This window comes from Pseudomonas sp. GW821-FHT07F05, from assembly GCF_059418765.1.
Genome location: NZ_JBWKQL010000003.1, coordinates 650366 through 676221 on the forward strand (window position 1 = coordinate 650366; position 25856 = coordinate 676221).

Consider the following 25856-nt stretch of genomic DNA (forward strand, 5'->3'; position numbering starts at 1 on the left):
GGGGCGTGACCCTTACAGCGCGTAGTGCCGCAGCTCGCGGGCGATCAGCAAACGCTGGATTTCGCTGGAGCCTTCGTATATCTGGGTGATCCGCGCGTCCCGGTAGTATTTCTCCACCGGATAATCCTCCAGATAGCCATAGCCGCCGTGGATTTGTATCGCTTTGGAGCAGACCCACTCGGCCATTTCCGAGGCGAACAGCTTGGCCTGGGACGCTTCGGACAGACAGGGTTTGCCGGCCGTTCTCAACCGCGCGGCGTGCAGGACCAAGAGGCGAGAAGCATTGATGCGGGTGTGCATGTCGGCCAGCAGATTGGCGATGCTCTGGTGCTCGATGATCGGTTTGTCGAACTGCACGCGGTCACGGGCGTAACCCAGCGCCGCTTCAAACGCCGCGCGAGCGATGCCCAGAGCCTGGGCAGCGATGCCGATGCGTCCGCCTTCCAGGTTTGAAAGGGCGATGGACAGTCCTTTGCCCCGTTCACCCAACAGGTTTTCCGCCGGAATCCGGCAATCGCTCAGGGTCACGGCGCAGGTGTCGGAGGCGCGGATGCCCATCTTGTGTTCCATCCGGTCGACGCGATAACCGGGGTTGTCGGTGGGCACCAGAAACGCTGACAGGCCGCGCTTGCCCAGGTCCGGGTCGGTGACGGCGAAGACAATTGCCAGCTGCGCGCGCTTGCCGTTGCTGACGAACTGCTTGGCGCCGTTGAGCACCCATTCGCCGTCTTTCAATTCGGCACGGGTGCGCAGGTTGTGGGCTTCGGAGCCGGCCTGGGGTTCGGTCAGGCAGAAGCAGCCGATGGCCTTTCCGCTGGCGAGCTTTTCCAGCCACTGTTGTTTCTGCCCGTCGCTGCCGTAGTTGAGCACCGGCCCGCAGCCCACTGAACTGTGCACGCTCATCAGCGTACCGGTGGCGCCGTCGGCGGCGGAGATCTCTTCGACCGCCAGCGCGTAGGCGACGTAGTCGATGTAGCTGCCGCCCCATTCGTCCGGGACGATCATGCCGAGCAGGCCCAGTTCGCCCATCTTCGCCACCAGCGCGTCGTCGATCCAGCCGGCTTTTTCCCAAGCCTGGGCATGGGGCGCGATTTCATTGCGCGCGAAGTCCCGCGCCATGTCGCGGATCATCACTTGCTCTTCGGTCAGTTCAAGATCTTGCATAGGTCACCCCTCATGACCGCTGAAGAAGCTTGCCACGTGCTCGGCATCCAATGCCTGCACGCTGGAAGGGCTCCAGTGCGGTTTCTTGTCTTTGTCGACGATCAAGGCACGAACGCCTTCGATCAAGTCACCCCGTTCAAACCACTGGCGGTCCAGATGCAGCTCCAGGGCGAAACAACGCTCCAGCGGCAGATGCCGGCCGCGGCGCAGCAGCTCCAGAGTGACCGCCATCGCCAGCGGTGAACGGGTTTGCATCAGATGCGCCGTGTCGAGGGCCCAGGCATGGGTGTCGTAGACGCTGACTTCCAGCAATTGTTCGATGATGCTCGGGACGTCCGGCAGGCCGAAGAAATGATCGATGGCCGGGCGCAGTTTTGCCAGCGGCGGCGCAGGCAAGTGCTGCACGCCGAGTTTCGCCAGCGCGCCCTGCAAATCCTTGAGCGGGGTCAGGCTCCACTTCAGGTTATTGAGCTGCAGATCGAGGTCATTGAGGCGTTCGCTGTTGAGGTACCAGTCCGCCATCCCGCAATACAGCGCATCGGCGGCCTGGATCTGCACGCCCGTAACGCCCAGATAAATCCCCAACTCGCCGGGCACACGGGGCAGAAAGTAGCTGCCGCCCACGTCAGGGAAATAACCGATCGCCACTTCCGGCATCGCCAGACGGCTGCGCTCAGTGACCACGCGCAGGTCCGCGCCCTGGGCCAGGCCCATTCCACCGCCGAGCACGAAGCCGTCCATCAAGGCGACGACGGGTTTGCGGTAATGATGAAGGGTGAGGTCCAGCGCGTATTCTTCGACGAAGAAATCCAGGTGCTCGGTCCGACCGGCCTGAAAGCTGTCGTACAGCGAGCGGATGTCGCCGCCGGCGCAGAAGGCCTTTTCGCCGGCACCGCGCAGGACCACGGCGTAAACGTTGTCATCCTTTGCCCAGGCGTCGAGCTGGTACTGCAGCTGCCGGACCATGTGCAGGTCGATGGCATTGAGGCCCTGGGGGCGGTTGAGGGTGAGGTGACCAATGTGATTGCGTACGTCGGACAGAACGCTCGCGCAGGCGGATTGCTGCGCCGCGTATTCGGCAGGTATGACCTGAGCCGTCATCGCTGACTCCCTGTTGATTATTGTTGTACTCAATCCCCGGCTGTACCGCCGGGGTCCGTGAGGGTGCTAACGGATGCTACCAGCGCCATTTTGCAAATGACAATGAAGTTTCCGGCAGGGATGAGCACATCAGCGCCGTCACGCCTGCAAGCTGAACAACGCCATCGCTGGCTGACCACCGACTTGTGGGAGCGAGCTTGCTCGCGAAGAGGCCCTTACACCCGATATATCTTTAGCGCCTGAGATGCCGCCTTCGTGAGCAAGCTCACTCCCACAGGGTCCGCGTCTGCTGCGCCATCTGTGGTAGCCGAGCCACATTGGGAAATCCTGGAAGTTGGAGGATTTCCGTTGCCCCCTGTCACGCCTGCAAGCTGAACAACGCCGTTTGTGGCGCGTCGCTGATCCAGCATTCGCTGACGGTCCAGCCCGCACGCGCGGCCAGTTCGGTGAACGATTCAACCGTGAACTTGTGGGAGTTCTCGGTGTGCAGGCGTTCCCCGGCGGCGAAGCGGAAGGTGTGTCCGGCGACCGTGACGCTTTGCTGTTTGCGGCTGACCAGGTGCATTTCCATGCAGGCCTGTTCGGCGTTCCACACGGCCAGATGATCGAAGGCAGACACGTCGAAGTCGGCGTGCAGCTCGCGATTGATGCGGGTCAGCAGGTTCTTGTTGAACTGCGCGGTCACGCCGTCGGCGTCGTCGTACGCGGCCACCAGCGTCTGCTCATCCTTCACCAGATCGACACCGACGATGAAGTGGGCGTTTTCCCCCAGCACATCGTGGGCGCTGTGGAGGAAATCCACGGCCTGCTCATGGCTGAAGTTGCCGATGGTCGAGCCCGGGAAGAAACCCACGCGGGTGTGGCCGTCGGCTTCTTCAGGCAGGGTGAGCACCCGGGTGAAGTCGTCGACTTGTGGCGCGACGATCAGCGCCGGGTAACGCTGGCGCAATGACCGCGCGGCCTTGTTCAGTGCTGTCGCACTGATGTCGATCGGCACGTACACCGCGATGTGCGGCGCGGCATCCAGCACCAGACGGGTCTTCTCGCTGGCGCCACTGCCAAATTCCACCAGTGCTGCGCCCGCCGGAATGGTCGCAGCGATCTCGCCGGCGATGCGTTTCAGCAACCCGGTTTCGGCGCGCGTCGGGTAGTACTCAGGCGTTTCGCAGATGGCTTCGAACAGGTCGGAACCCGCAGCGTCATAGAAATACTTGGGCGACAGTGTTTTCTCCGGGGCGCCGAGACCGGCCACCACGTCGCGGGCGAATTCGCTGTCGTTCGGGTCAACCACGCCGGGTTGACGGCTATCACGGGCCAGGCGCAGGCCCGAAACCATCCAGCGTTTGTCGGCGTGGAAGAAGTTGCGGTAGGTCAGGCGGCAATGATCGGGCGACGTGACGCTGGCACCGCCGCGCAGGACCATCTGATTGACCATGAACTTGCCGTTGTACTCACCGACTGCGCCCACTGAGGGCTTGAAGCCGGGGTAGGCGCTGTAGGCACTTTGCGTCCACTGCCAGGCGACGTCGTCCACTTGCTCCAGCAAACCGGCGCGGGCGGCGGCTTCCCATTCGGCTTCGGTGGGCAGGCGCGCATCGGCCCATAGCGCAAAGGCGGCGGCTTCGTAATAACTGATGTGGGTGACCGGCGCCGAAGGGTCGATCGACTCAAGGCCGCGCAGGCTCATGCGCTTCCAGCCGTTCTCGTCGTGCTGCCAGTACATCGGCGAATTCCAGCCGTTTTCCTGCACCAGGGTCCAGCCTTCGGACAGCCACAAGGCTGCGGTGTGATAGCCGCCGTCGGCAATGAAGCTCAACCACTCGCCGTTGGTCACCAGCCGGTCGCTGATTTCGAAGGACTGCAGATAGGTGGTGTGGCGCGGGCCTTCGTTGTCGAACGAAAAGCCGTCACCGTCGTGGCCGATTTCGGTCAGGCCGGCGCTCAGCGGCTTGAAATGACCGCGACGGCCCGACAGGTCTTTCGGCCAGCGCGGGCTGTAGGCCGGTTTCAGCGACGACAGGCTGAACAAATGAAGGATGTCCATCAGCAGCAGTTCCTGATGCTGCTCTTCGTGGGCCAGGCCGAGTTCGATCAGGCTGGTCATCTCGTCGCTGAGCGGCGTCATCAGCAGCGTCGTCATGTTTTCGTCGACGTGCCTGCGATAGGCCAGGACCTGATCGACGCTCGGCCGGGTCATCAGGCCGCGCTGCGGACGCGGATGACGCGGGCCGACAGCTTCGTAATAAGAGTTGAACAGGTAGCCGAACGTCGGATCGAACGCTTCGTAGGCCGGCAGGTTCGGCGCCAGCAGAAAGGTTTCGAAGAACCATGTGGTGTGCGCCATGTGCCATTTGGCCGGGCTGGCATCGGGCATCGACTGCACCACCATGTCCTCGGCGCTCAAGGGCTCGACCAGAAATTCGGTACGGTCGCGCACGCTCTGAAAGCGCTGGCACAGGGTGTGGGTGGAGGATGTTTCGCGAAGCTGGCGTAATTGGCGCGTCATCAGGTGCTCTCCGGCGTAGCCGATGCCCGGTGGACCCGGTGGAGTGATTCCACGCAGCCAGGCGGTACGGCGATTCAGGGTTTGAGGCGTGCGTTGTGCGGAATGTTCAACCGAAATATCCAAATGAAGGACGGCCACTTCCCACGAGTACGTTGATCCCTTGGATCATCAGCGTTTTGCATGGATTTAACGGCACGCACCGAGTGTAGTCCCGGCACGGGCTGATTCGCGCAGTCGGTGACCGATGGCCAATCTGCGCGCCGTCTGCGGTAACCTGCTGGCCATTCGCTGCAAGTGCACGGCGCACAACACGTGTTTCGCGGGCAAAAGCTGAACCTGCGCGGCGACTCACAGTCTGCACAACAGCACTTGCGTCACGGATGGCAGTGGCTTTTCAGGGTATGTGTCAGGTGACAAATGAATCACGCCAGATGAATGAACCGGTTTTTGGGGACGCGCATGAATGATCTATCCAGTCTGCTGGGGGCGCTTGATGAAGCGCAGACCGGGCAGCAGGAAGTGGTGATCGCCACAGTGGTCAAGGTCGAGGGTTCGGCTTACCGACGCCCGGGTGCGCGGATGGTGATCGCGCCGATGGGCGAGGCGACCGGCACCGTCAGCGGCGGCTGCCTCGAAAGCGACGTCAGCAAAAAGGCCTGGTGGCTGACCGCCAATGGCAAGCCGTCCCTGCGCACGTACAGCACCGGCGAGGACGACGACGAACTCGAAGACGCCGAGCTCAGCTTTGGCCTGGGTTGCAACGGCACGGTGCACATCCTCTTCGAACGGATAGATCCCCAGGCGGCAAGTCTGGTGGCGGACGTGTTGCGCGAGGTCAAGGCCAGCGGTGTTGGCGCTGCGCTGGCGACGGTGATCGGCACACAAAGCGAACGTCATACGGCGCTGGGCGAGCGGGTGGCGATTCGTTCATCCGGGCAGGTGCAAATCGACATGCGTGAGCGCTGGCTGGCGACGGCGGTGGCCGAGGACCTGAAAACGGTGCTCGCTGCCCGCCGCTCCGCCACCCGTACCTACGACAGCGCGGACGGCGCCGTTGAGGTGCTGTTGGAGTACATCGCAGCGCCGCGCCGGCTTGTGATCTTCGGTGCCGGGCATGACGCGATGCCCTTGGTCAGCATGGCGCGGCTGCAGGGCTGGCACATCACGGTGATCGATGCGCGCTCGCATTTCGCCCGTCCCCAGCGTTTTCCGGAGGCCGATCAGGTGCTGTCGGCGCCGCTGCAGCCAATGCCCGAATTGCACGCGATGGTCGCCGACGCTGCCGTGGTGGTGATGACCCACAGCCTGAGCCAGGACCGCCACTGGCTGGGGCAGGTGCTGCAATCGACGCCGCGCTACATTGGCCAGCTCGGACCACGCAGCCGCACCGAACGTTTGCTCGACGAGCTGCCGGATCAGGCCCGTGAAGCCGCTGCGCAGGCCAGCCTGCATTACCCGGTCGGGCTGGACCTGGGCGGTGACGCGCCCCACAGCGTGGCGTTGTCGATCCTCGCCGAGATCAACGCGGTGTTCAACGGCCGCAGCGGCGGGATGCTCAAGCACCGGCAGGCGAGCATTCATGCGGTGGATGTCACACTGGAGCAGGCGCGGGAACTGAGAATGATTAGCTGAGCATGATCAGCTAGCCTTCACAGGCGGCCGCTTTCATAGCGGCTGGCCCCATCGCTTTTCAGTGGCTCGGCACGGCATTCATCAGGTCCGCTCAATGAACGACAAGTACAGACCCCACGACTGGGCTCCCCACGAGCGACCAACGTTGCCGGGCTCGCCGTCGACGCCCTTGCACGCAACGCCCAAGCGCTGGGCCTATGCCATCGTCGGGGTGATCGTGGCGTTGACCGGCGGGCTGGGCAACGCGCTGGTGGTCGCCAACCTTCAATACCTGCAAGGCTCGCTGGGCGCCACCCAGGCCGAGATCGCCTGGCTGCCCGCCGCGTATGTCATGACCAATGTGTCGATGAACCTGCTGCTGGTGAAGTTTCGCCAGCAGTTTGGTCTGCGCGCGTTCACCGAAGTATTTCTGGTGCTGTACGCGCTGGTCACCTTCGCGCACCTGTTCGTCAACGACATCGAATCGGCCATCGCGGTTCGCGCTGCCCACGGCATGGTCGGCGCGGCACTGAGTTCGCTGGGCCTGTACTACATGATTCAGGCCTTCCCGCAGAAGTGGCGCATGAAAGCCTTGGTGCTGGGCCTCGGCACCGCTCAACTGGCCACGCCGCTGGCGCGACTGGTTTCCGAAGACCTGCTGCAGATTGCCGAATGGCGCGGGCTTTACCTGTTCGAACTGGGCATGTGCCTGCTGTCCCTGGGTTGCGTGCTGATTCTGAAACTGCCCCCAGGCGACCGCTTCAAAGCCTTCGAGAAACTCGACTTCCTGACCTTCGCCTTGCTCGCTTCAGGCTTCGCTGCGCTCTGTGCGGCGTTGTCGCTGGGGCGGATTGAATGGTGGCTTGAAGGGCCCTGGATCGGCATCGCCCTGGCGTCGTCCATCGTGCTGATCCTTGCCGGGCTGTGTATCGAGCACAATCGCACCCGACCGTTGTTGATCACCCGCTGGCTGGGCAGTGGCCGGATGATCCGCTTCGCCTTCGGCGTGCTGCTGACGCGGATCGTGCTGTCGGAGCAATCCACCGGCGCGGTCGGTTTTCTTCAGGGGATGAATCAGGGCACCGAGCAGCTGCACACGCTGTACCTGTTCATGCTGTTGGGCAGCGTCGCGGGCCTGGCGGTCAGCGCGCAGACGATTGATCCGCAGCACCTGTTCAAGCCGCTGATCATCTCCCTGGCGCTGATGGCGATCGGTTCGAGCATGGACAGCTTTTCCACCAGCCTCACCCGTGAACCGCAGATGTATTTCAGCCAGTTTTTGCTGGCGTTCGGCGGCACCTTCTTTCTAGGGCCAACCCTGGTGCTGGGGATCAGCGGGGTGATCAGCAACCCGCGCAACATGGTCAGTTTTTCGGTGATGTTCGGGATCACCCAGAACGTCGGCAGCCTGATCGGCTCGGCGCTGCTGGGCACCTTTCAGGTCTGGCGCGAGAAATTCCACTCGGCGCACATCGTCGAGCACGTCACGCTGATCGACGCTCAGGTGCAATCGCGCCTGCAAAGCGCGAGCGGTGCGTATATTTCGGCCATCGCCGACCCGGCCGCGCGTACCAGCCTGGGCATTCGCTCGCTGGCAACCGCCGCCACCCGTGAGGCCAATACCCTGGCCTACAACGACGTATTTATGCTGATCGCAGTCATCGCGGTGCTGACCATGATCTGGATCACCAGCCGCGCCACCTGGCTGTGGATCACCACCGAGCCGGTCGCGCCGTTTACGCCGGCCACACCTTCGGCATCTCCCTTAACACCTTCTGGCGCTCAACCTTCATGACAGAACCTGGCAAACCTTCTGGCACCCCTCCAAACAGCGCTTCAGGCGGCTCTTCTGGCAATGCGGCGTCCAACGCCGCCCCGTCACAGGCAACTTCTGCAGCGCCCGCGCCGGCGGTCATGCCGGCCACCACGCAACCGCGTTCGGCGCGCATACGCCTGGTCTCGGCGATTCTGTTCGGCGGCATTGCCCTGGCGGGTGTGCTGGTCGTGCTGTACGCGTGGCAGCTGCCTCCGTTCAGCAGCCCGATCGAAAGCACCGAGAATGCCCTGATTCGCGGGCAGACCACGATCATCGGCCCGCAACTGAGCGGCTACGTCTACGAAGTGCCGGTGCAGGATTTCCAGTGGGTCAAGCAGGGCGATCTGCTGGTGCGCATCGACGACCGGATTTACCAGCAGCATCTGGATCAGGGCATTGCGCAGTTGGGCGTTCAGCAGGCCGCGCTGGCCAATAATCTGCAACAGCGGCGCAGCGCCGAGGCCACCATTGCCCAACGTCAGGCCGCTATCGCGAATGCCCAGGCGCAGAGTGACAAGGCCGCTGCCGACCTTCGCCGCGGTCAGGCACTGGTGACCGATGGCTCGGTGTCGAAAAGCGAATTTGACGTGACCCGCGCGGCAGATGCACAAGCAAAGGCAGCATTGGCCGAAGCCAAGGCGGCGCTGGAGATTTCCCGTCAGGACCTGCAAACCGTGATCGTCAATCGCGGCTCGCTGGAAGCGTCGGTGAAGAATGCCGAAGCTGCCATCGAGCTGGCGCGGATCGACCTGACCAACACGCGCATCACTGCGCCTCGGGACGGTCAGCTGGGGCAGATCGGGGTGCGCCTGGGGGCGTACGTCAATTCCGGCGCGCAGTTGATGGCGCTGGTGCCGCGCCCGCGCTGGATTATCGCCAACATGAAGGAGACCCAGATGGCCAACGTGCGTCTGGGCCAGCCGGTAAGCTTCACCGTCGACGCCCTGGAAAATCTGAAGATGCGCGGCCGGGTGCAGCGCATTTCCCCCGCAGCGGGGTCCGAGTTCAGCCTGCTGCCTGCCGACAACGCTACCGGCAACTTCGTCAAGATCGCCCAGCGCATTCCGGTGCGCATCACCATCGACGACGATCAGCATGACGTGGACCGCCTGCGCCCGGGGATGTCGGTGGTGGTCAGCATCGACACCAGTCAGGACGGCGCCGTGCCGCCGGACCCCGTGGATGGCAAGGTGGATTCGGTGAACGGCCGCTGAATCGGCCCGCCTGTCTCGCCGTGTATCCCGCTCCACGGCAGATACGTGCTGATTCATTGATTGAGTTTTCCGACACACCGGCGACACCTCCCGTACGTTGAATGGCGGCTTCGAGGCAATACGCCTCGGCCGCTCTTTCAACCAACGCGCCCAGTGCCCGGAGCCCGCCATGAACTGGAAAAACCTCACCACCGCCTTTCTGTCCGCCACGCTCATCAGCGATGAGGGTGACCGGCCATGTTTCTGATCGCCTTTCTCGGCGGCATCGTCACGGTGCTCAGCCCCTGCATCCTGCCAGTCGTACCCTTTCTGTTTGCCCGGGCCGATCGGACGGCGGGGTCGGTGCTGATGACCCTCTTGGGGCTGACGCTGACGTTTGCGCTGGTCTCAAGTCTGGCGGTGGTCAGCAGTGACTGGGTCGTGGCGGCAAACGGTATCGGCCGCAATATCGCGCTGGTGATCCTGACGCTGTTTGCCCTGTCGCTGCTTTCCGCCCGCGTGGGCCACTGGCTGATGCTGCCGCTGGTGTCGCTCGGCAATAGGCTCGACCCGGCGACGCGGCGCTTGTCCGGTCCGTCTGCTTCATTACTGATCGGCGTTGCCACCGGGCTGCTGTGGGCGCCGTGCGCAGGGCCCATTCTGGGGATCATCCTCACCGGGGCCATGCTGCAAGGGCCCAGTGCGCAGACCAGCCTGTTGCTGCTGGCGTACGGGCTAGGCAGTGCGGTGTCGTTGGGGGGGTTGATCTTCGCCGGACGCGGGTTGCTCGCGCGGCTGAAACTGTCGCTGCCGGTCACTGCCTGGCTGCGCCGTGGCGTTGGGTTCGTTGCTTTGCTGGTGGCCGTGACCCTCGCCACGGGCTCGCAGAATCAACTGCTTGCCGGCACCTCATCCGAGGGCGCAGCAGCGGTGGAAAAGGGCCTGCTGAGCGGCGTGCCCAAAGTCATCGATTACGTCGTCTCCAGCGTCAAAGCTGCAGCGGCACCGGACGTCAGCAGCCAGGGCGCGATGCCTTCGTTGTCCGGGGCTACCGCGTGGCTTAACTCGCCGCCGCTGAGTGAGGCATCCCTGCGCGGCAAGGTTGTGCTGGTCGACTTCTGGACCTTTGACTGCATCAACTGCCAGCACAGCGTTCCTTACGTCAACGAATGGGCGAAGAAGTACGAAAAGGACGGCCTGGTGGTGATCGGCGTGCACACGCCCGAATACCCGTACGAACGGCTCATCGACAACGTGCGCAAGCATGTCGCCAGGCTGGGCCTGAATTACCCGATCGCCATCGACAACGACTACGCCATCTGGCGCGCTTTCGACAACCAATACTGGCCCGCACATTACCTCATCGACGCCAGGGGGCAGATCCGCTACACCCACTTTGGCGAAGGCGCCTACGACACCCAGGAGCAAGTCATCCGCCAGCTGCTCGACGAGGCCCACGCAAAGGGCTGAAGCGAGAGGCGCTGACGAATGAAAGGTCGCGCTTACACCATGCGTTTGACAGTGTTGTCCTTGCGCACGAAGTGGTGCCAGATCGCCGCGACCACGTGCAGGCCGATGACGTAGTAAAAAATCGTGCCCAGCAGGATGTGGTAATGCTCCAGTGTTTCGGCGGTGTCCTTGGACATGTCGAACGGCGCCGGAATGCTCAGGGAGGTCAGGGGGATGGGCAGGGCGCCGCGTTCCAGCAGCACGGTGAACAGACCCAGCAGGGGTTGCGCGAACAGGAAAGCGTACAGCGCGTAATGGGACAACGTGGCCGCCAGACGCAATACGCCCTCCAGGGGCGGGGTGATGCCCGGCGGCGTATGGCGGTGGCGCTCGGCGATGCGGAAAAACGCCATGACCAGCACGACGATGCCGACCCAGAAATGCGTTTGCACGACGAAGGTTCGCGCGTCACTGCCACGGGCCAGTTGGGTACGGCTCAGGATCAGCGCGTAGGCGAGCACAATCAGGATCGCCATCACCCAGTGAAACCAGCGGGCTTTGTAGCTGTAGCGTTCGGTATCGGAAGGTTTGCTCACGGTCAGGTCTCTTGGTCTGTTTTTTTGATCTGGCGCGGCGCAGTCACTGCCGCAGCGCTTTCATAACCCAACGTCTGGCGGCCGTCGAGGAGAACGTGCAATTCGAACGGCGCTTGGGGCCTTACCCACTTGCCCTTGAAGCCTGCCCGTCCCATTAACTCCTCCTTCCGAAAGCCTAACTAACTTGAATGGTATGACTAATTAATTCAGAGATTATGGCGCCCGATATTCAATTTGCTTATTTCAGCTCCATACTATTTTGCACCTGTTCCTGTACTTCATTTTTAATGTCATTCGTTTGAGTAACTTCAAATAGTGGAAGAATTTTAAATATCCCTTCATATTCATATTAGAAATAAACAGCGCCGTTACTTATTCTGATTTGGCATTAAAATTCCGTTGAATTCCGTTTGACAGGTTTCCCGCTTGGATCCATCTTAATGCCTCGACGGCTCAGATCCCTGACTATCAGCTTGAAAAAGCTGGCATTTTGCCCATATGCAACCGGGGCCTCGAAGTTTGTGAATCTATCGAAAAGGAAAGGGCATCTTCATGGATGTTTCAGGCTTCGTTCACCTTTTAAAACGTCATAACTCTGATGCGCAAGTCTGGTTTGATTCGTCGCCGACTGTATATAAAGGCTGCGTGAAGAAGTTGCTGTGGGCTTATCCGGATGCGTACAATTTTATTACCGGATTATTGCCCAATGAACCGGATAGTTCGGATGCCGGCGTCAGCGGGGCCACCACCAACCCGACGCTGATCAGTCAGGCGGTCATAAGCAATGCAGCTCATTACCGTGATTTTCTCCACACCCTGCCCCCTTCGATGTCGGCAGACGCTCGGCTGAGACAGCTCTACGACCAAGTGGTCATCGACAGCGCCCAACCGTTGCTGCCGCTGTTCAAGCGTTCAAGAGCCCGATACGGCTGGCTGTCGGCGCAAATCGAGGGCGGGCACTGGATGAATCAGGACGCGCTGGTTGTCCGCGGGCTTGAGCTGGCGGCGCTGGCGCCGAACATCATGATCAAGATCCCGGGCAGCGCCCAAGGCTATCGCGCCATCGAACAATTGGTGGCGCGGGGTTGCTCGATCAACAACACCTTCTGCTTTACCGTCTCCCAGCTGGATGCCTGCCTCAAGGCCATTCACGCCGGGCGTCAGCGGGCGCTCGCCAACGGCGTGAGCACGGAGCGGGCGCGTTACGTGGTCAGCTTCATGATCGGTCGGCTGGGTGCGGAAGCGGAATTCGAGCGGCAAGCGCGGGGCAGTCGTATCTACCTCAGCCGCACGGATAAACGCTGGGCCGAGCTGGCGGTGTATCAGGCGATGCAGGCCCTGATGCGGCGGCGCGAGACACCAGCGCAACTGTTGTTGTGCAGCATCAGGGTCGACACCGATGCACGTGGCCGCGAGCATTGCTGGCACCTGCAGCGCACCGGCGCCGACACCACGCTGTACACGCTGACACCCCAACTCATCGAGTTCCTCGTACGCCGTCAGCAGGCCGGGCGTGGTATCACCCCGTCGACGGAGTGGGTGCAGATTCCCGGCAAAGTCCTTGATCGTCTCCTGGCCATTCCGTATTTCAACCAGGCGTACTTTGAACGCGGCCTCACCCCGGACGAATACGCCCGTCATCCGGCGTTCCTGACTGCAGGCAATGACGTACGCCTGGGCGTGCAGCGCCTGCGGGGTTTCATCAACGACACCCTGGATCCGCCAGGTGTCACGCCTCGCATTGCGCGTCGTCCAGCGACCGTGGAGGGGCGGGCATGAACCGGATGATTGGCCTCTGGGCCCATCCGCGCTCGCGATCGACGGCGCTGAAAAGGGTGTTCATCGAGCGCGGTGATTTCGAGGTTTTCCACGAGCCGTTTTCGCACATGGCGTTCGACGAACAATCAGCCATTCCCCATGGGGACCTCAACTGCGGGATGCCCCGTGACTACGAGTCGATCAAGGCCCTGTTGCGTAACACCCGCCAGCGCACCCATGTTTTTCATAAAGACATGGCCTATCACTGCCTCGACCGGTTGAAGGCCGATGCCGAGTTTCTAACGGAGCAACAGAACGTCTTCATCATTCGCGATCCGGCCCGGGCGATTCTGTCCCATCACGCCATCTTTCCGCAGATGCCGGCGCACGCGATCGGTCATCAAGCGCTGTACGAAATCTTCCGGGAGGTCAGGCGGCTGACCGGCCACACCCCCTGTGTGATCAACGCCGAAGACCTGGCCAGCCACCCGGAGCGCACCGTGCGCAGGCTTTGCGACCACCTGCAACTGGATTTCATGCCCGAGGCATTGAGCTGGAGTGCAACGTGCCCCGAGCAATGGAAGGCCTGGCGCAGCTGGCACAAGGAGGCCGAGAACAGCACCAGGATCAAGCCCGGCAGTGCTGATTTCGATGAGCGTCCTCTGCACGCCAATCCCCACCTCATGACGTATTACCAGCTGCATCGACCTTTCTACGAGCGTATGAATCAGTTCACCGAGCAGGGACAGCCATGAAAAAAATCGTCATCACCGGCGCCGCCAATGGCATCGGCAAGGCCACCACCATAGCCTGCGTCAAAGCCGGCTATTACGTCATCGCAGCGGACATTGACCGGCTGGGCCTGCAGTCGCTTCAGGCAAGCCTGCCGCTGCACCGACTCGAAACCCACCTGGCGGATTTCTCCCAGGCGCACGTCTATCAGTCGTTTATCGGCAACCTGTACGACCTTCACAAACACCGGGCGCTGTATGCCCTGGTCAACAACGCCGGGATCTATCACGGCAAAAGTGTCTACGACTACAGCGACTCGGAAGTGGACGAGATCTGGGCCGTCAACCTCAAGTCGCTGGGGTTCCTGTCCAAGGACTTCGCGCGGCGGGAGTCGGCGGCGGGCTACTCGCGCAGCATCGTCAACATCACATCGGTGGCAGGGGAGGTCGGGAGCATGGATGCGTGGTACGGCGCGACCAAGGCGGGCGTGATCGGCCTGACCAAATCCAACGCCTGGAACTTCGCTCCCCGGATCAGGGTGAACGCCGTGTCCCCGGGGCTGATTCGAGACACCTCGATCCATGACCGTATTCCCGATCCCCGCCGCAGGGAGTACGAGCGACAGGAAATCATCAAGGAGCCCATCCAGCCAGACGGCGTGGCCGACGTCATTCTGTTTCTGCTGTCCGAACAGAGCCGCCACCTGACCGGAAAAGTCATCGCAGTGGATAACGGCGCTTACCCGCGCTAGTGATCGGGAACACCACCGTCCCTCACGTCTTTCAGGGAGAACACCATGCACCGCAAAAAACTGCTCATCGTTGGCGGCGGCAACCTGTGCCTGCAAATCCTGCAGATCCTGGCCCCGCGCAACCAATTTGAATTCCACGTCGCCAGTCGCGATCTCGAAAAGGCCACGCGGATGTGCAATCTGATCCGACTGGCCGCGCTGCAACAGAACGTCACGGTCCAGATTCACAGCCATCAGATGGACCTGCGCGAATCGTGCATCAGCCGCAATGCGGAAACGCTGTTACAGATCCGGCCGGACATCATTCTCAACTGTGCCTCGCTGCAATCCTGGCGGGTGATCACGCAACTGCCGGCCGAACGCTTTGCTGCTCTTGATCAGGCGCAGCTCGGGCCCTGGCTGCCGATGCACCTGGCGCCGGCCTACGCACTGATGCGAGCCGTCAAACAGTCCTGTCCGAAAAGTCTGGTGGTCAACGCGGCGTTCCCCGATGCAGTCAATCCGATTCTTTACAAGGTCGGTATGGCGCCGGACATCGGCATCGGCAATATCGCCAACCTGATTCCGGCCACCCGCAGCGCCGTAGCGCATCTGTCCGGCTGCCTGCCAACGCAGGTCTGCGCCAAACTCGTTGGCCACCACTATTTCAGCCACAGCGTCCCCCGCCATGGCCTGCCGCCGCAACGGCTCGAAGCCAGCTTCAACCTGACGTACTGGATTGATGGCGAAGAGCGCACCGACGAACACACGGCGGAGGCTATTTTCGGTTGCGTCGCCCGTGAATTCAGCCGATTGGGCGGCGTCGACGGGCAATATCTCACCGCCATGTCGGCCGTGACGGTGCTGGAAAATCTCCACGCCGAGCATGAGGTGCGGGTCCACGGTCCAGGCCCCCAGGGGTTGCCCGGCGGTTATCCGGTCAAGGTCGGCATGGGCAAGGTGCTGCTCGACCTGCCGTACGGCGTGACCCGGGAAGAGGCGATCAAGGTCAACGAAGCGGGGCAGCGGCTGGACGGCATCAAACTGATTCGCGCCGACGGCACGGCGGTGTTCGGTGAGGCACAGATGCAGGTCATGCAGCGTGAGCTGAATTTCGCCATGGCCGAGATGCGCGTCTGCGACGCCGCCGCCTGGGCGGAGGAACTGGGTAGCAAATACCTGGCGTATGCCGAGGGCGCTCAGCACAACAGCGGTCATCACACAGGAGTCGCCGCCCATGCCGCCGGTCATCGCGCTTTCGCCTGCTGACCGACTGGCCGTCGCCGATCACGACTATGCCGGGCAATACGCCGTGGACTTCGTCGAGCGCTGGGATGAATTGATCGACTGGGACAAACGCGCGGCCGGCGAGGGGTCGTTCTTTTATGATCTGCTGCGCCGGACGGGGGGCTGGCGTGTGCTGGATGCCGCGACGGGCAGCGGCTTTCATGCGGCGCAGTTGCACAAGGCCGGCTTCGACGTCACCGCCTCTGACGGGAGCCCGACCATGGTGCAGCGGGCCCGACGCAACTTCGATCGGCTGGGCGTCGACGTGCCGGTCCATCGTTGCGACTGGCAAGCGCTGGATGCCCGCGTACTGGGGAAGTTCGACGCGGTGCTGTGCCTCGGCAGTTCGCTGTGCCACGTGTTCGACCGCGAGGCTCGCATCGCCGTGCTGAAAAGGTTTCGGCAGATGCTCAAACCCGGTGGACTGCTGCTGATCGATCAGCGCAATTTCGAAGCCATCCTCGCCGGCCGCTTCAGGTCATCGGGGCGCTATTACTACTGCGGCGACACCGCCAGCGTCAGCCTCGGCGAGCTGGACGAGTCGGTGTGCGAGTTCGTCTACCGCTTTGCCGACGGGGCGCAGTATCGGCTGCGGGTGTGCCCGATTCGTCCGCGCCAGTTGCAGGACGAACTGCGCGCGGCCGGCTTCCGCGCCCCCCATGCGTACGGCGATTTCAAACCGATCTACGACGTCATGAACGTGGACTTCATTATCCACCAGGCCCACGCCTGACCCTGACTCAAGGAGGAGCATTGTCATGATCAGCCATACCCCTGGCCTGACGCAGCACCACAATCTGGTGCCGTATCCGTTCACTCCGATCATTCCGGCCACGTGCGTCGCCAGACCCCGGGTCATCTGGTTGACCGGCCTGTCGGCGGCGGGCAAATCCACCATCGTCGACAGCCTCAACCCGGTGCTGCGCGCACGCGGGTTGACGACCTGCATTATGGACGGCGACTCCCTGCGCACCGGTCTGTGCCGCGACTTGAGTTTTTCTGCGGAGGATCGTGAGGAAAATGTGCGGCGGGTGGCGGAAGTCGCGGCGTTGATGGTTGAAGCGGGGTTGACGGTGATGGTGGCGTTGATTTCGCCGACCCGCTCGGCTCGGAAGTTGGCCCGCACGATTGTTGGCAGTGCGCGGTTTGTGGAGGTGTTTGTGGACGTGCCACTGGCGGTGGCTGAAGCGCGGGATCCGAAGGGGTTGTACCGCAGGGCCCGGGCTGGGGGTGTTCCGGGGTTTACCGGCGTGGATTCGGCGTATGAACCGCCGGTGTTTCCGGAACTGCATATTCGCAGTGATCAGGTTGAGGTGGGGCGGGCGGTGAGGATGATTGATGACTGGTTGTTGGCGCGGGGGTAGGCGATGGCCGCATGGGTTGCGATCCAACACCCCCGCCGTGCGAGTCCGTGATTCCCCTCGCCCAGATCGATCTCCCCCGGCTGAAGGCGGCCCCACTAAATCAACGTATTCATCCGGTGGGGCCTTCTTGAGACGAGCCGCTCCCATAGCCGCTGAGCGCGCAGTTACTTCTCCTTGATGTGGGACAACGCCTTGTTCGCCTGGTCGGCGCATTTCTTGAAGTCGCCCGATTCATGGGCTGCTTTGGCCTGTTGATGCTCATGGTGACCTGACGAGGTGAAGTCAGCCTCCGTCGCTGCCTTCAGCTTTTCGAGTGCCGCTTCGCACTCGTGGTGATCATCCTTGGCAAACGCAGGTCCTGCGACGATAAGTGCTGCAAGCAGAGATAAAGAAAGAAAACGCATTGACCACTCCTTTCAAATAACAGCCTTTAATAAGCGGAAATTGGCGTAATCAAAGATGCTTCTTGGCTTCTTTATCCAGATGCTTATCCGCTTTATGACGCTCCTCGTCGTCATGTTTAACGCCTTTATCCACCTCGCTGGCGTCACGCTTGACGCCTTTGTCGGCTTCTTTGGCATCATGATCGATGCCGTTATCCAGCTCACGGTTGTCATGACGAATGCCTTTTGCCACGTCGTCTTCGGCGAGGGCCAAAGGAACAACGGACGCAGTTATCAGCGCCGTGATGAGCGCAGACGAAACGAGCTTGTGCATGGTAATACTCCTGAGCGAACGTCGAGGTCCTCATGACCCCATCGCTTTTCAGCGTAGACAAAGTCCAGCAAGATGAAAGGGGTTTGGCGACCTCATCGGTGGCGGGGCCTCTTCGGTTGGAATCTACTCAAAAAAAGACCCGAACAATGACCGCACATTCTCACCTTCAAGCATTCCTGTGATCGGTCATGGCGGGAATGTGCTTGGGTTTAGCGCAACCACGTGGTGGTTCGAAGAAACCGACTGCGCTCGACCGATCAGACGCGCATTCCCGCGGAACTCTTCAAGCATGCTGGCTACTGAGTTTAAGCGCGTACCCGTACATTCCTGGTCAGCACGCGACCTCACTGCGCAGCCTCGGAGAACATGTCCATGCTTCAGCTTGATTCCCGCACCAAAGTCATCACTTTTGACTGCTATGGCACCCTTGTTCAATGGCATGACGCCGTACGGCGCGCGGCTGCCTCCATCCTTGAGCGGCATCTGACGGGTAAGGCCTCGAAGGAAAGCATCGCAAGTTTCGCGGCTCGCCTGCGTGAGATAGCGATGGAGCATCAGCAACAATCGCCTTTCCTTGAGTACGAAACGGTACTCGGTGCGAGCCTGAACCAGGCGTTGCGTGAAACCGGTCATGACGCCACGGCGGCAGATCTGGAAACATTGCTCGCGACCCTGAGGAGGATCGAGCCCCACCCTGACGTACCCGAAGCCCTTGCCAGGCTGCGCCAGCATTACCGGATCGCCGTCATCAGCAACACCTCGGATGAGCTTATCGCCGACACCATTACGGCAATCGGTACGCCAATCGATTTCGTTATCACGGCCCGGCAGGCGAGGGCTTACAAGCCTGATCACGCGCTTTTCCGCCACGCTTACGCCACGATGGGTGTTACAAAAGAGGAGACGATCCATGTCGCCATGGGCCAGTTCAGTGACTTGAAGGTCTGCCAGGAACTGGGGATCCGGTGCGTCTGGATTGATCGAGAGAGCGAACCCCTCGATCCCGCCTGGAAACCTGACGCCGTATTGAAGGACCTTTCCGGACTGCCGCAGTTGCTGATGCCGTCCTGACACGCCGGCTCGACTGTCGGACACCACGCTTATAAGGGGGGCTCACGTGCTGGTTACCGGAATCCTCTGGATAGCGTTTTTCATCATCAACTTCAACGTAGTGATGATGATTCCGCTGCTGCCTTTCATTCAGCGTGATTTGCACCTTTCTCCCAGCGAGTCCGGGTGGATTTTGGCTGCTTTTCCAGTGGTGGCGCTGATCAGTAACCTGGCGCTTGGCCCGCTGATTGATCGCCTCGGCAGGAAGCTGTTCATCATCGTGGGGGGCGTGGCTTGCTGCCTCACGCTGTTGCTCACCGCCGCATCCCACAGTGCTTCGATGATCGTGCTGAGCCGTGCGGCGACAGGCCTGTTCATGCCGATGATCGGCGCATCCATTTTTGCCGCCCTGGCGGACTATGTCCCCGAGGCCAAGCGCGCCAGAGCGGCCGGGTATGTCACCACCGCAGCGCCGATTGCCTTTCTGTGCTCACTCTCCATGGGCGTCGTTGTGGGAGGGCTGCTGTCGTGGCAAGTCACGGTCATCGGCCTGGCGGTTGTCTGCGCCGCTCTTGCCGGTCTGGCGCTCACCTTCCCGGCACCGCCTTCAGCCTCGTTGTCCTCCTCCACAATTAGCCGGGCCATGTACAAGGAGCGATTGACGTCGCTGTCGGCCAACCCCGGAACCCGCCCGTTGATGGCGGCGTACTTTTGCTGGTCGATTGGCGTGTACGTCTTTCTGGGGCTTTACCCGAGCTGGCTCGTGCAACACGGGCTTTCATCATTTAGCGTCGATACCGTCGGCTCGGTCATCTTCATTGGCGAGGTCGGCGGACTCTTCGGCGCGATGCTTTCCGCGAGGCTTGCCAGCCGATTCAACAATCCGTTGCGTTTGTGCGCCGTTGCCTCGGTAGCGATCGCGGCGGTGATTCAGGTGATCCCATGGGGCGAAGGCTCGCCGTTTGCACAAGGCGCGGCCTACATGGCCTTCGCGTTCGGACGAGACCTGATGCTGGCGCTGATATTGGGCGATGCCATGCGGCTGGTTGAAGCGTCGCGAAGAGGAAGTCTTAATTCATCGCTCAATGCGGTGTATCAAACGGGGGGCACGCTGGGTGGGTTGTTGAGCGCCTGGCTGTATGGCTTGAGCGCCGGGTATTTTGCGAATGTGATGTTCGCTTCGTTGGCGTTTGTGGCTTCTGGGGTTTTGTTGCGTGGAATCTCTGGGGCGAGGTTTCGATCGTGAGGTTGTCGTTTTCTCCTTTTAGTGGCGGAAGCATCAACGGCGGTGCGTCAGGAATCGGCTGGCCGAGGCGGCACGTGTGCCCGGTCACTCAGTCGGTCATCGTCGGCGGCGTCTAAGTGGCTGATGTTGGTAACGGCACGATCACACGTTTGTGGAAGTTGCTGGATGCACCGCAATGGTGAACATCCTTCGCCGCCATTTATTCCCCGGAACCGATCTGCCCTCCAGCGCCACACAAGGGCTACCCACTCACCACGCGAACCCCACAGCGATCGCCCCGTTACAACATCCAGCACGCCTGCACCTGTGCAAGCGGTCATGAGTGGGCTTGGGGCACTGCCAACCGACCTTTCAGTTTGGAGAAAAAACGTGAAATTACCCGGACTCGGCGCCTCGCCGCCCAAGACACCTGATATCACCCCCCATGACTCCAAGCCCGACGGCAAACCAACCCCTGACGCTGCAAAGCCGTCGAACACCCCCACTGATTCCGGCAATGGCGGCAGCCGAGCCACCGGCAACTTCAGCAACGTGGCTCAAGGCACCGGGGCTCTTGCCAGCGGCGGCTCGGCGATTTATCGGGCTGATCAGAGCACACAGAATTCGCAGTACGCCACGCAGTCCGCCACGGGCGCGGTCAACTATGGCAGCCCTGCCGGGAATGGCGGGCCGGTCGTTATGCAAAACAAGTCGCTGGCTGAGCAAAGTCAGGGGCTGAGCAACAGCGGTGAGGCGTCGAAGCCGTCTTCTCCCTTGATGGAGCTGCTTGATAAGTTAATCGGGGCGCTGCTGCAGCCGTTCGGCGGCGGGGCGAGTGCGCATTCCGCCGGCGATTCTGCACGGAGTCAGACCAGGGATGCCCATGTGGACGAGAAAGGTGCTGACAAGAACGGCCTGGCTTCCGCCGCTGGCGAAGTGGGCAAGGCAATGTGGATGGTCCCCGGTTTGAGTGGCGTGGCGACAGGCATCGGTGAGTCTGATGGCAGTGTTGGCGGGATACTCAAAGGCGGTGTCGAAGGCGGTTTGCATATCGCCGAAGGTGGGGCCAAAGGCCTGATCGGCGGGGGCGGCAATCCGGTAGCCATGGCGGCTGGCGCCTATGCCGGCGCCTTGTCAGAAACCAAAGCTGCACCAGAAGAGGTGCGCACCGCAGCGGGCACGCTCTAAACGATTCTTGCCGCATGCTTCTTTCTGGGAGGCATGCCTGGCAGGAGCGGCAGTCAGGTTGGCGCGCGTCGGCTGTGGATGTTTCCTTCCCCTTTCCCCTTTGCGCCCGACGTGGGCTTCCAGGGTGGCCTGTTGGCGGGCGACAAGGTAGCGCGAGATCGAGGCGAGGCACGGTTTAATGCACACCGACCCTGACCCTGACCCTGACCATTCGAAGCGAATTTCCCCCCCCCCCGAAGGCATCACGCTGAACAGGTAAGTACAGCGAAGATGCCTTGCGCTGCATGAAAGCCACCGCGCGGCGACCTCATATATTTCCTTTCCGATACATAACGGGCTTGCAACTCGACATATATTGTCAGACACTCTCGCTATCGGTTTCGACAATATACAGGCGCCATTAGGGTGACTATCGAAAGTGCATTGGATTAACTGTCTCTATGCAAACCCTGGTATAGCTTTCGTCGCGACAACGGTATATAAGAAAAGATCCAATTTTGCAGACGAGCGGCGCGTGTTAATGCTCGTTTCCCCGGGAACACTGGCGCAAACGCCTGTTTAGTTGCTTCGTAAGTTACCCTTCTCAACTAAAACAAAACCCCTAAGTGACTGTCCATTACTTCGAAAGTTTCACACTGGCGAATTAAACATTCATTTTGCATATCTGCCTTTGCAGTCATCGATATTAATGTTAATAATCCGGCCTGCTCCGGGAAGCAAGGCAATGCGCCATCTCACACGAAGTGAAATATCAAGCCTCCATTCTGATTAAGTCCCCGGCCCCATAAACTCAATATCTCTGTTTGCTCAAGAGGCGATCACGCCTGGAGCATCGAGAAGGCGCGGACAAGCCGTGTGAGGAGGGCATCATCGCTCGTAGTCATTCCGGGATTAAAATCCTGTCGATTTTCGGTACACGTCCGGAAGCCATCAAGATGGCGCCGTTGGTGAAAGCGCTGGCTGCAGAGCCGGGTATTCACTCGCAGATCTGCATCACCGGCCAACACCAGAGCATGCTCAAGCAGGTGCTGGAGCTGTTCGATCTGAAAGCCGATTTCACGCTGGATGTGATGACGCCGCATCAGACCCTCAACTCGCTGACCGCCGCGCTGTACGGAGCGATTGATCCGGTGCTGGAAATCACCCGGCCCGACCGCGTGCTGGTGCATGGCGACACCACGTCCGCCATGGTGGCGTCGATGTGTGCCTTCCATCGCCGCATCCCTGTGGGTCATGTCGAAGCCGGCCTTCGCACTGGTGACATCTACAGCCCGTGGCCTGAAGAAATGAACCGCCGCTGCATCGATTTGAGTGCCGACCTGCTGTTCGCCCCGACCGATGAGTCGCGCCGCAATCTGCTGGGCGAGCGCTTGCAAGGGCGTTCGTTCGTGACCGGCAACACGGTCATCGATGCCCTGCAGTTGACCGCTCGACGCATTGAGGAAAACGCTGAACTGCGTGCCCGGCTGGATCAGCAATTCTCGTTCCTGCGGGGCGACCGCAGAGTCCTGCTGGTGACCGGCCATCGTCGGGAAAACTTCGGTGACGGCTTCCTGGACATCTGCAAAGCCTTGCGTCAACTGGCCAAGCGCAGCGATATCCAGATCGTTTACCCGGTGCACTTAAACCCTAACGTCCTGGGCCCGGTGACCGAGCACCTGGGCGATCTGGCCAATGTGCACCTGATCGAACCGCTGGATTACCTGGCGTTCGTGCGCCTGATGCAGCGCGCCCACGTGATCCTTACCGATTCCGGCGGCGTGCAGGAAGAAGCGCCGAGCCTGGGCAAACCGGTACTGGTCATGCGCGAGGTGACCGAGCGGCCCGAAGCCGTTGCCGCCGGCACCGTGCGGCTGGTCGGGACGTCACCGGACTCGATCATCAGCGGCGTCAACGCGCTGTTTGACGATGACCTGCTGTGGCGACGCGCGTCCCAGGCGGCCAACCCCTATGGCGACGGCAAGGCCAGTTCGCGCATCGTCGATGCCTTGATGGGCCGCCCGGTCAACGACTTCGTGGTCGGCCAGCTGCACGTGCCCAAATACCTTGAGCATGGGCAACGCGCCCCGACACCGGATAGCGACCGTCCGGCTTCCACGTACCAATAACGACCGATCGAACGACCGCCCCTCTATCAGCTTGAGATCTGCCTTAATGAAGTCTTCCGTTGCCACCCAAACGGGCGCGCTTAGCGCCCTTGTCTGTGGCGTGAGCCTGCTCGCGCTCGTGCCCAACTTTGCCCTGGCGGCGGACAGCCCGCTCACCGAGGCGATCAACCGACTCAACGCCGATACCCAGCAACACCGGGAGATTCGCCTGAGCGATCTGGGCATCGATGCACCCATCGTGCTCGGTTCCACGGATTCGCGCCGCGAACTGTACCTGCCGGTTCCAGCCGGTGTGCCATTGACCGACGCGTCGCTGACCTTCGATGCCAGTTACCTCAACGGGGAGGGCGGTCGCAACACCTTGCTGTTGTCCCTGGACGGTTATCCGGTACGGGCCGAAGGGCTCAGCGAAGCGCAAGGCAACGCCAGCTCCACGCTGGGCGTCGACAAAGCCGCTCGCAACAGCGGCTCGGTGCGCCTGGGCGTGGCGTGGTCGTCGATCGTGTCTCGCGTGTTGTGTGAAGACGAACGCGCGATTGGCAACGTGCTGCGCATCGAACCCGACACCCGCCTCAATTACAGCTACGACGCCAACCTGTTGCAGGACGTCGGCGCTGCCTGGGCCGCCTTGCCGGGCAAGCCGGGCATCATGGTCGCTCCGGGCAGCCTGACAGCCGGCTCTTACGACGCCGCCTGGCGCCTGGGTGTAGCCCTGGAACGGATCGGCAAACATGCGCGCATCCTGTCGTTCCCTGCCGTACAGGACAGCGTTGACCTGAGCGCCCTGCGCATTCCGGCCGAACTGCAGAGCATTCCGGCCTTCGCCGCCCTCAACGGCAAGGGTTCGCATACGCTGGCGAACCCGGCGGAAATCGGCGCATTGCTGATGCTCGGCCAGACCCCTGATGTGCAGGCCGACCTGGCCATCAACGACCCGCAATTGCTCAAGGCAATCAACGAATCTCTGGATGCCCTGCAAAGTCAGATTCAAGGTCTGGATGCCTCAGCGGGCGGTGCGTTTACTCAATGGCGCGAACGTCACGTGAACGCCGGTATGGCCGCCAAGGGTACGGACAATGTGCGTCTGGCGCTGCTCGGCACTCGTCCGGTACTGATGATCGCCCCTGACGCGGCCGGCAAGGCCATGGCCCTGTTCAGCAGCGCCTGGAACAAACTGGCCCGCAGTCGCACGCTGACCGTCAGCGAAGCGCAGATGCCATTGAGTGCCGACGGCCGTGTGGCCCTGAGCAATCTGGGCGGCAACCCCGGCACCATCGACGTGCTCGCCAAGTCCGACTGGAGCGCTTCGTTCCCGCTGGGCAGCGTGGCCTACGACGGTCGTCTGCCCGTCAAGGCCGTCATCGATGTGTCCGCCGCCCCTGGCGCTTCGGACACCGCACCGGTGGCGTCACTGTTCCTCAACGACTACCTGATCGGCGCGCAACAGTTGCTTGCCAACGGCGAGAAGCAACGCATCGAAGCGCGCATCCCAAGCTACGCCCTGGGTTCCAGGAACGTCCTGCGGGTCTCGTTCCAGCGTCAGCCCGTCAGTGATCGCTGCCTGGAAACGCCGCAAGCGTTCCCGGTTTCCGTATTGCCGACCAGCCACATCGTGCTGGACAAGATTTCTCTGGATGACGGTTTCTCCGGCATGGCCGCCCGTTACGCAACGAACACGCAGATCCTCGTGCCTCAGGCTTACCTGGATCACCCGGCCAGCAGCTTGCCGCAGGTGATCTCGGTGGCTGACGGGGCGGGCGTTTCGCCGCTGCGCGCTGAACTGAAAGTCAGCAGCGATCCTAAAGCCACGGTCACGCCGGACAAAGACTTCCTGGCCTTCGAGCTGCCGCTCAAGGACAGCAAGGAATCGGTTCAGGTCGATGACCAGGGTCGCCTGCGTATCAACCACAAGGACCAGCCGCTGCTGGACCTGTCGCCGCTCAACCACCTGGCGTCATTGCAGGCGGTGGATGCCGGTGGTCAGCACGGTCTGGTCTATCGCGTTCTTGGCAGCGATGCCCCTGTGTTCGCCAAGCCGGTGCTGTTGACCCGCGGCGACGTGTCAATCCTGGGCGACAACGGTGTCGTGAACACCTTCGATACCCAGGATCCAAACGGCAGCCAGTTCATCGACAGAGAAGAGCCCAAGGGCCTGGACGCCTGGCGCACACCTTCGATGTTGTGGCTGATCCCCGGCGGCATCCTGTTGGTGCTCATCCTGATGTTGGCCGGCCGTAGCGCCCGTCGCAATCGCCAGTAAC

The 25856-nt window shown here is 61.6% G+C and carries 21 protein-coding genes; 15 read left to right on the top strand and 6 right to left on the bottom strand.

Annotation, left to right across the window (positions count from 1 at the left end):
* Positions 1-12: 12 nt before the first annotated feature.
* From AC07RO_RS10690 to egtB, 3 genes are all read right to left on the bottom strand, one after another.
* Complete coding sequence (locus tag AC07RO_RS10690; RefSeq protein ID WP_495085971.1) at positions 13-1164, bottom strand: acyl-CoA dehydrogenase family protein; 1152 nt, start codon at positions 1162-1164, stop codon at positions 13-15.
* A 3-nt stretch (positions 1165-1167) separates the two neighbouring features.
* Positions 1168-2265 (bottom strand): enoyl-CoA hydratase/isomerase family protein, encoded by a 1098-nt coding sequence (locus tag AC07RO_RS10695; RefSeq protein WP_192174091.1) that lies wholly within the window; start codon positions 2263-2265, stop codon positions 1168-1170.
* 358 nt (positions 2266-2623) lie between these two features.
* Entirely contained in the window at positions 2624-4771 is a 2148-nt protein-coding gene (gene egtB, locus AC07RO_RS10700) for an ergothioneine biosynthesis protein EgtB (protein ID WP_495085972.1), read from the bottom strand.
* Between the two features lie 459 nt (positions 4772-5230).
* Between egtB and AC07RO_RS10705 the strand changes: the two genes are divergently transcribed.
* From AC07RO_RS10705 to AC07RO_RS10720, 4 genes are all read left to right on the top strand, one after another.
* Positions 5231-6403 (top strand): XdhC family protein, encoded by a 1173-nt coding sequence (locus AC07RO_RS10705; protein WP_282371709.1) that lies wholly within the window; start codon positions 5231-5233, stop codon positions 6401-6403.
* A gap of 94 nt (positions 6404-6497) precedes the next feature.
* Positions 6498-8177, top strand: a complete 1680-nt coding sequence (locus tag AC07RO_RS10710; RefSeq protein WP_495085973.1) for an MFS transporter — start codon at positions 6498-6500, stop codon at positions 8175-8177.
* Positions 8178-8296: 119 nt separating this feature from the next.
* Positions 8297-9412, top strand: a complete 1116-nt coding sequence (locus AC07RO_RS10715) for an HlyD family secretion protein (protein ID WP_244656017.1) — start codon at positions 8297-8299, stop codon at positions 9410-9412.
* Between the two features lie 237 nt (positions 9413-9649).
* Positions 9650-10861, top strand: a complete 1212-nt coding sequence (locus AC07RO_RS10720) for a cytochrome c biogenesis protein DipZ (protein ID WP_495085974.1) — start codon at positions 9650-9652, stop codon at positions 10859-10861.
* A gap of 32 nt (positions 10862-10893) precedes the next feature.
* Here AC07RO_RS10720 and AC07RO_RS10725 read toward each other — a convergent pair whose 3' ends face one another.
* A complete protein-coding gene (locus AC07RO_RS10725) occupies positions 10894-11436 on the bottom strand; it encodes a cytochrome b (RefSeq protein WP_192174085.1) in 543 nt (180 codons plus the stop codon).
* Between the two features lie 645 nt (positions 11437-12081).
* Between AC07RO_RS10725 and AC07RO_RS10730 the strand changes: the two genes are divergently transcribed.
* The 6 genes from AC07RO_RS10730 to cysC are packed head-to-tail and all read left to right on the top strand — an operon-like array spanning position 12082 to position 17307.
* Entirely contained in the window at positions 12082-13215 is a 1134-nt protein-coding gene (locus AC07RO_RS10730) for a transaldolase family protein (RefSeq protein ID WP_495085975.1), read from the top strand.
* Positions 13212-13949 (top strand): sulfotransferase-like domain-containing protein, encoded by a 738-nt coding sequence (locus AC07RO_RS10735; protein WP_495085976.1) that lies wholly within the window; start codon positions 13212-13214, stop codon positions 13947-13949. Before AC07RO_RS10730 ends, AC07RO_RS10735 begins: the two co-directional genes overlap by 4 nt.
* Complete coding sequence (locus AC07RO_RS10740; RefSeq protein WP_423572602.1) at positions 13946-14677, top strand: SDR family NAD(P)-dependent oxidoreductase; 732 nt, start codon at positions 13946-13948, stop codon at positions 14675-14677. The genes AC07RO_RS10735 and AC07RO_RS10740 overlap by 4 nt, the downstream gene beginning before the upstream one ends.
* A gap of 45 nt (positions 14678-14722) precedes the next feature.
* Positions 14723-15925, top strand: coding sequence for a hypothetical protein (locus AC07RO_RS10745; RefSeq protein WP_495085977.1), 1203 nt, complete (start codon positions 14723-14725; stop codon positions 15923-15925).
* Positions 15894-16676 (top strand): class I SAM-dependent methyltransferase, encoded by a 783-nt coding sequence (locus AC07RO_RS10750; protein WP_192174079.1) that lies wholly within the window; start codon positions 15894-15896, stop codon positions 16674-16676. The genes AC07RO_RS10745 and AC07RO_RS10750 overlap by 32 nt, the downstream gene beginning before the upstream one ends.
* Before the next feature lie 25 nt (positions 16677-16701).
* Entirely contained in the window at positions 16702-17307 is a 606-nt protein-coding gene (gene cysC, locus AC07RO_RS10755; RefSeq protein WP_495085978.1) for an adenylyl-sulfate kinase, read from the top strand.
* Between the two features lie 164 nt (positions 17308-17471).
* On the opposite strand, the gene AC07RO_RS10760 is transcribed toward cysC, so the two are convergent.
* Together AC07RO_RS10760 and AC07RO_RS10765 are read right to left on the bottom strand one after the other, a co-directional pair.
* Positions 17472-17711, bottom strand: a complete 240-nt coding sequence (locus AC07RO_RS10760) for a PA2433 domain-containing protein (protein ID WP_346631072.1) — start codon at positions 17709-17711, stop codon at positions 17472-17474.
* 49 nt (positions 17712-17760) lie between these two features.
* A complete protein-coding gene (locus AC07RO_RS10765; RefSeq protein WP_495085979.1) occupies positions 17761-18024 on the bottom strand; it encodes a hypothetical protein in 264 nt (87 codons plus the stop codon).
* A 372-nt stretch (positions 18025-18396) separates the two neighbouring features.
* Here AC07RO_RS10765 and AC07RO_RS10770 point away from each other — a divergent pair, with 372 nt between their 5' ends.
* From AC07RO_RS10770 to AC07RO_RS10790, 5 genes are all read left to right on the top strand, one after another.
* Positions 18397-19095: a haloacid dehalogenase type II gene (locus AC07RO_RS10770; RefSeq protein WP_495085980.1), complete on the top strand. Its 699-nt coding sequence runs from the start codon at positions 18397-18399 to the stop codon at positions 19093-19095.
* Between the two features lie 46 nt (positions 19096-19141).
* Complete coding sequence (locus AC07RO_RS10775; protein ID WP_495085981.1) at positions 19142-20320, top strand: MFS transporter; 1179 nt, start codon at positions 19142-19144, stop codon at positions 20318-20320.
* Between the two features lie 369 nt (positions 20321-20689).
* Positions 20690-21487, top strand: a complete 798-nt coding sequence (locus AC07RO_RS10780; protein ID WP_495085982.1) for a hypothetical protein — start codon at positions 20690-20692, stop codon at positions 21485-21487.
* Between the two features lie 890 nt (positions 21488-22377).
* Positions 22378-23595, top strand: a complete 1218-nt coding sequence (gene wecB, locus AC07RO_RS10785) for a non-hydrolyzing UDP-N-acetylglucosamine 2-epimerase (protein ID WP_423572722.1) — start codon at positions 22378-22380, stop codon at positions 23593-23595.
* 46 nt (positions 23596-23641) lie between these two features.
* On the top strand, positions 23642-25855 hold the full coding sequence (locus AC07RO_RS10790) for a hypothetical protein (protein WP_495085983.1): 2214 nt from the start codon (positions 23642-23644) through the stop codon (positions 25853-25855).
* Position 25856: the final 1 nt, after the last annotated feature.

Coding starts and splice junctions, on each gene's coding strand:
- AC07RO_RS10770 (WP_495085980.1), top strand. CDS start 18,397: ATGCTTCAGCTTGATTCCCGCACCAAAGTCATCACTTTTGACTGCTAT.
- AC07RO_RS10740 (WP_423572602.1), top strand. CDS start 13,946: ATGAAAAAAATCGTCATCACCGGCGCCGCCAATGGCATCGGCAAGGCC.
- AC07RO_RS10745 (WP_495085977.1), top strand. CDS start 14,723: ATGCACCGCAAAAAACTGCTCATCGTTGGCGGCGGCAACCTGTGCCTG.
- AC07RO_RS10760 (WP_346631072.1), bottom strand. CDS start 17,711: ATGCGTTTTCTTTCTTTATCTCTGCTTGCAGCACTTATCGTCGCAGGA.
- AC07RO_RS10765 (WP_495085979.1), bottom strand. CDS start 18,024: ATGCACAAGCTCGTTTCGTCTGCGCTCATCACGGCGCTGATAACTGCG.
- egtB (WP_495085972.1), bottom strand. CDS start 4,771: ATGACGCGCCAATTACGCCAGCTTCGCGAAACATCCTCCACCCACACC.
- AC07RO_RS10735 (WP_495085976.1), top strand. CDS start 13,212: ATGAACCGGATGATTGGCCTCTGGGCCCATCCGCGCTCGCGATCGACG.
- AC07RO_RS10705 (WP_282371709.1), top strand. CDS start 5,231: ATGAATGATCTATCCAGTCTGCTGGGGGCGCTTGATGAAGCGCAGACC.
- AC07RO_RS10695 (WP_192174091.1), bottom strand. CDS start 2,265: ATGACGGCTCAGGTCATACCTGCCGAATACGCGGCGCAGCAATCCGCC.
- cysC (WP_495085978.1), top strand. CDS start 16,702: ATGATCAGCCATACCCCTGGCCTGACGCAGCACCACAATCTGGTGCCG.
- AC07RO_RS10790 (WP_495085983.1), top strand. CDS start 23,642: ATGAAGTCTTCCGTTGCCACCCAAACGGGCGCGCTTAGCGCCCTTGTC.
- AC07RO_RS10710 (WP_495085973.1), top strand. CDS start 6,498: ATGAACGACAAGTACAGACCCCACGACTGGGCTCCCCACGAGCGACCA.
- AC07RO_RS10715 (WP_244656017.1), top strand. CDS start 8,297: ATGCCGGCCACCACGCAACCGCGTTCGGCGCGCATACGCCTGGTCTCG.
- AC07RO_RS10720 (WP_495085974.1), top strand. CDS start 9,650: ATGTTTCTGATCGCCTTTCTCGGCGGCATCGTCACGGTGCTCAGCCCC.
- AC07RO_RS10690 (WP_495085971.1), bottom strand. CDS start 1,164: ATGCAAGATCTTGAACTGACCGAAGAGCAAGTGATGATCCGCGACATG.
- AC07RO_RS10750 (WP_192174079.1), top strand. CDS start 15,894: ATGCCGCCGGTCATCGCGCTTTCGCCTGCTGACCGACTGGCCGTCGCC.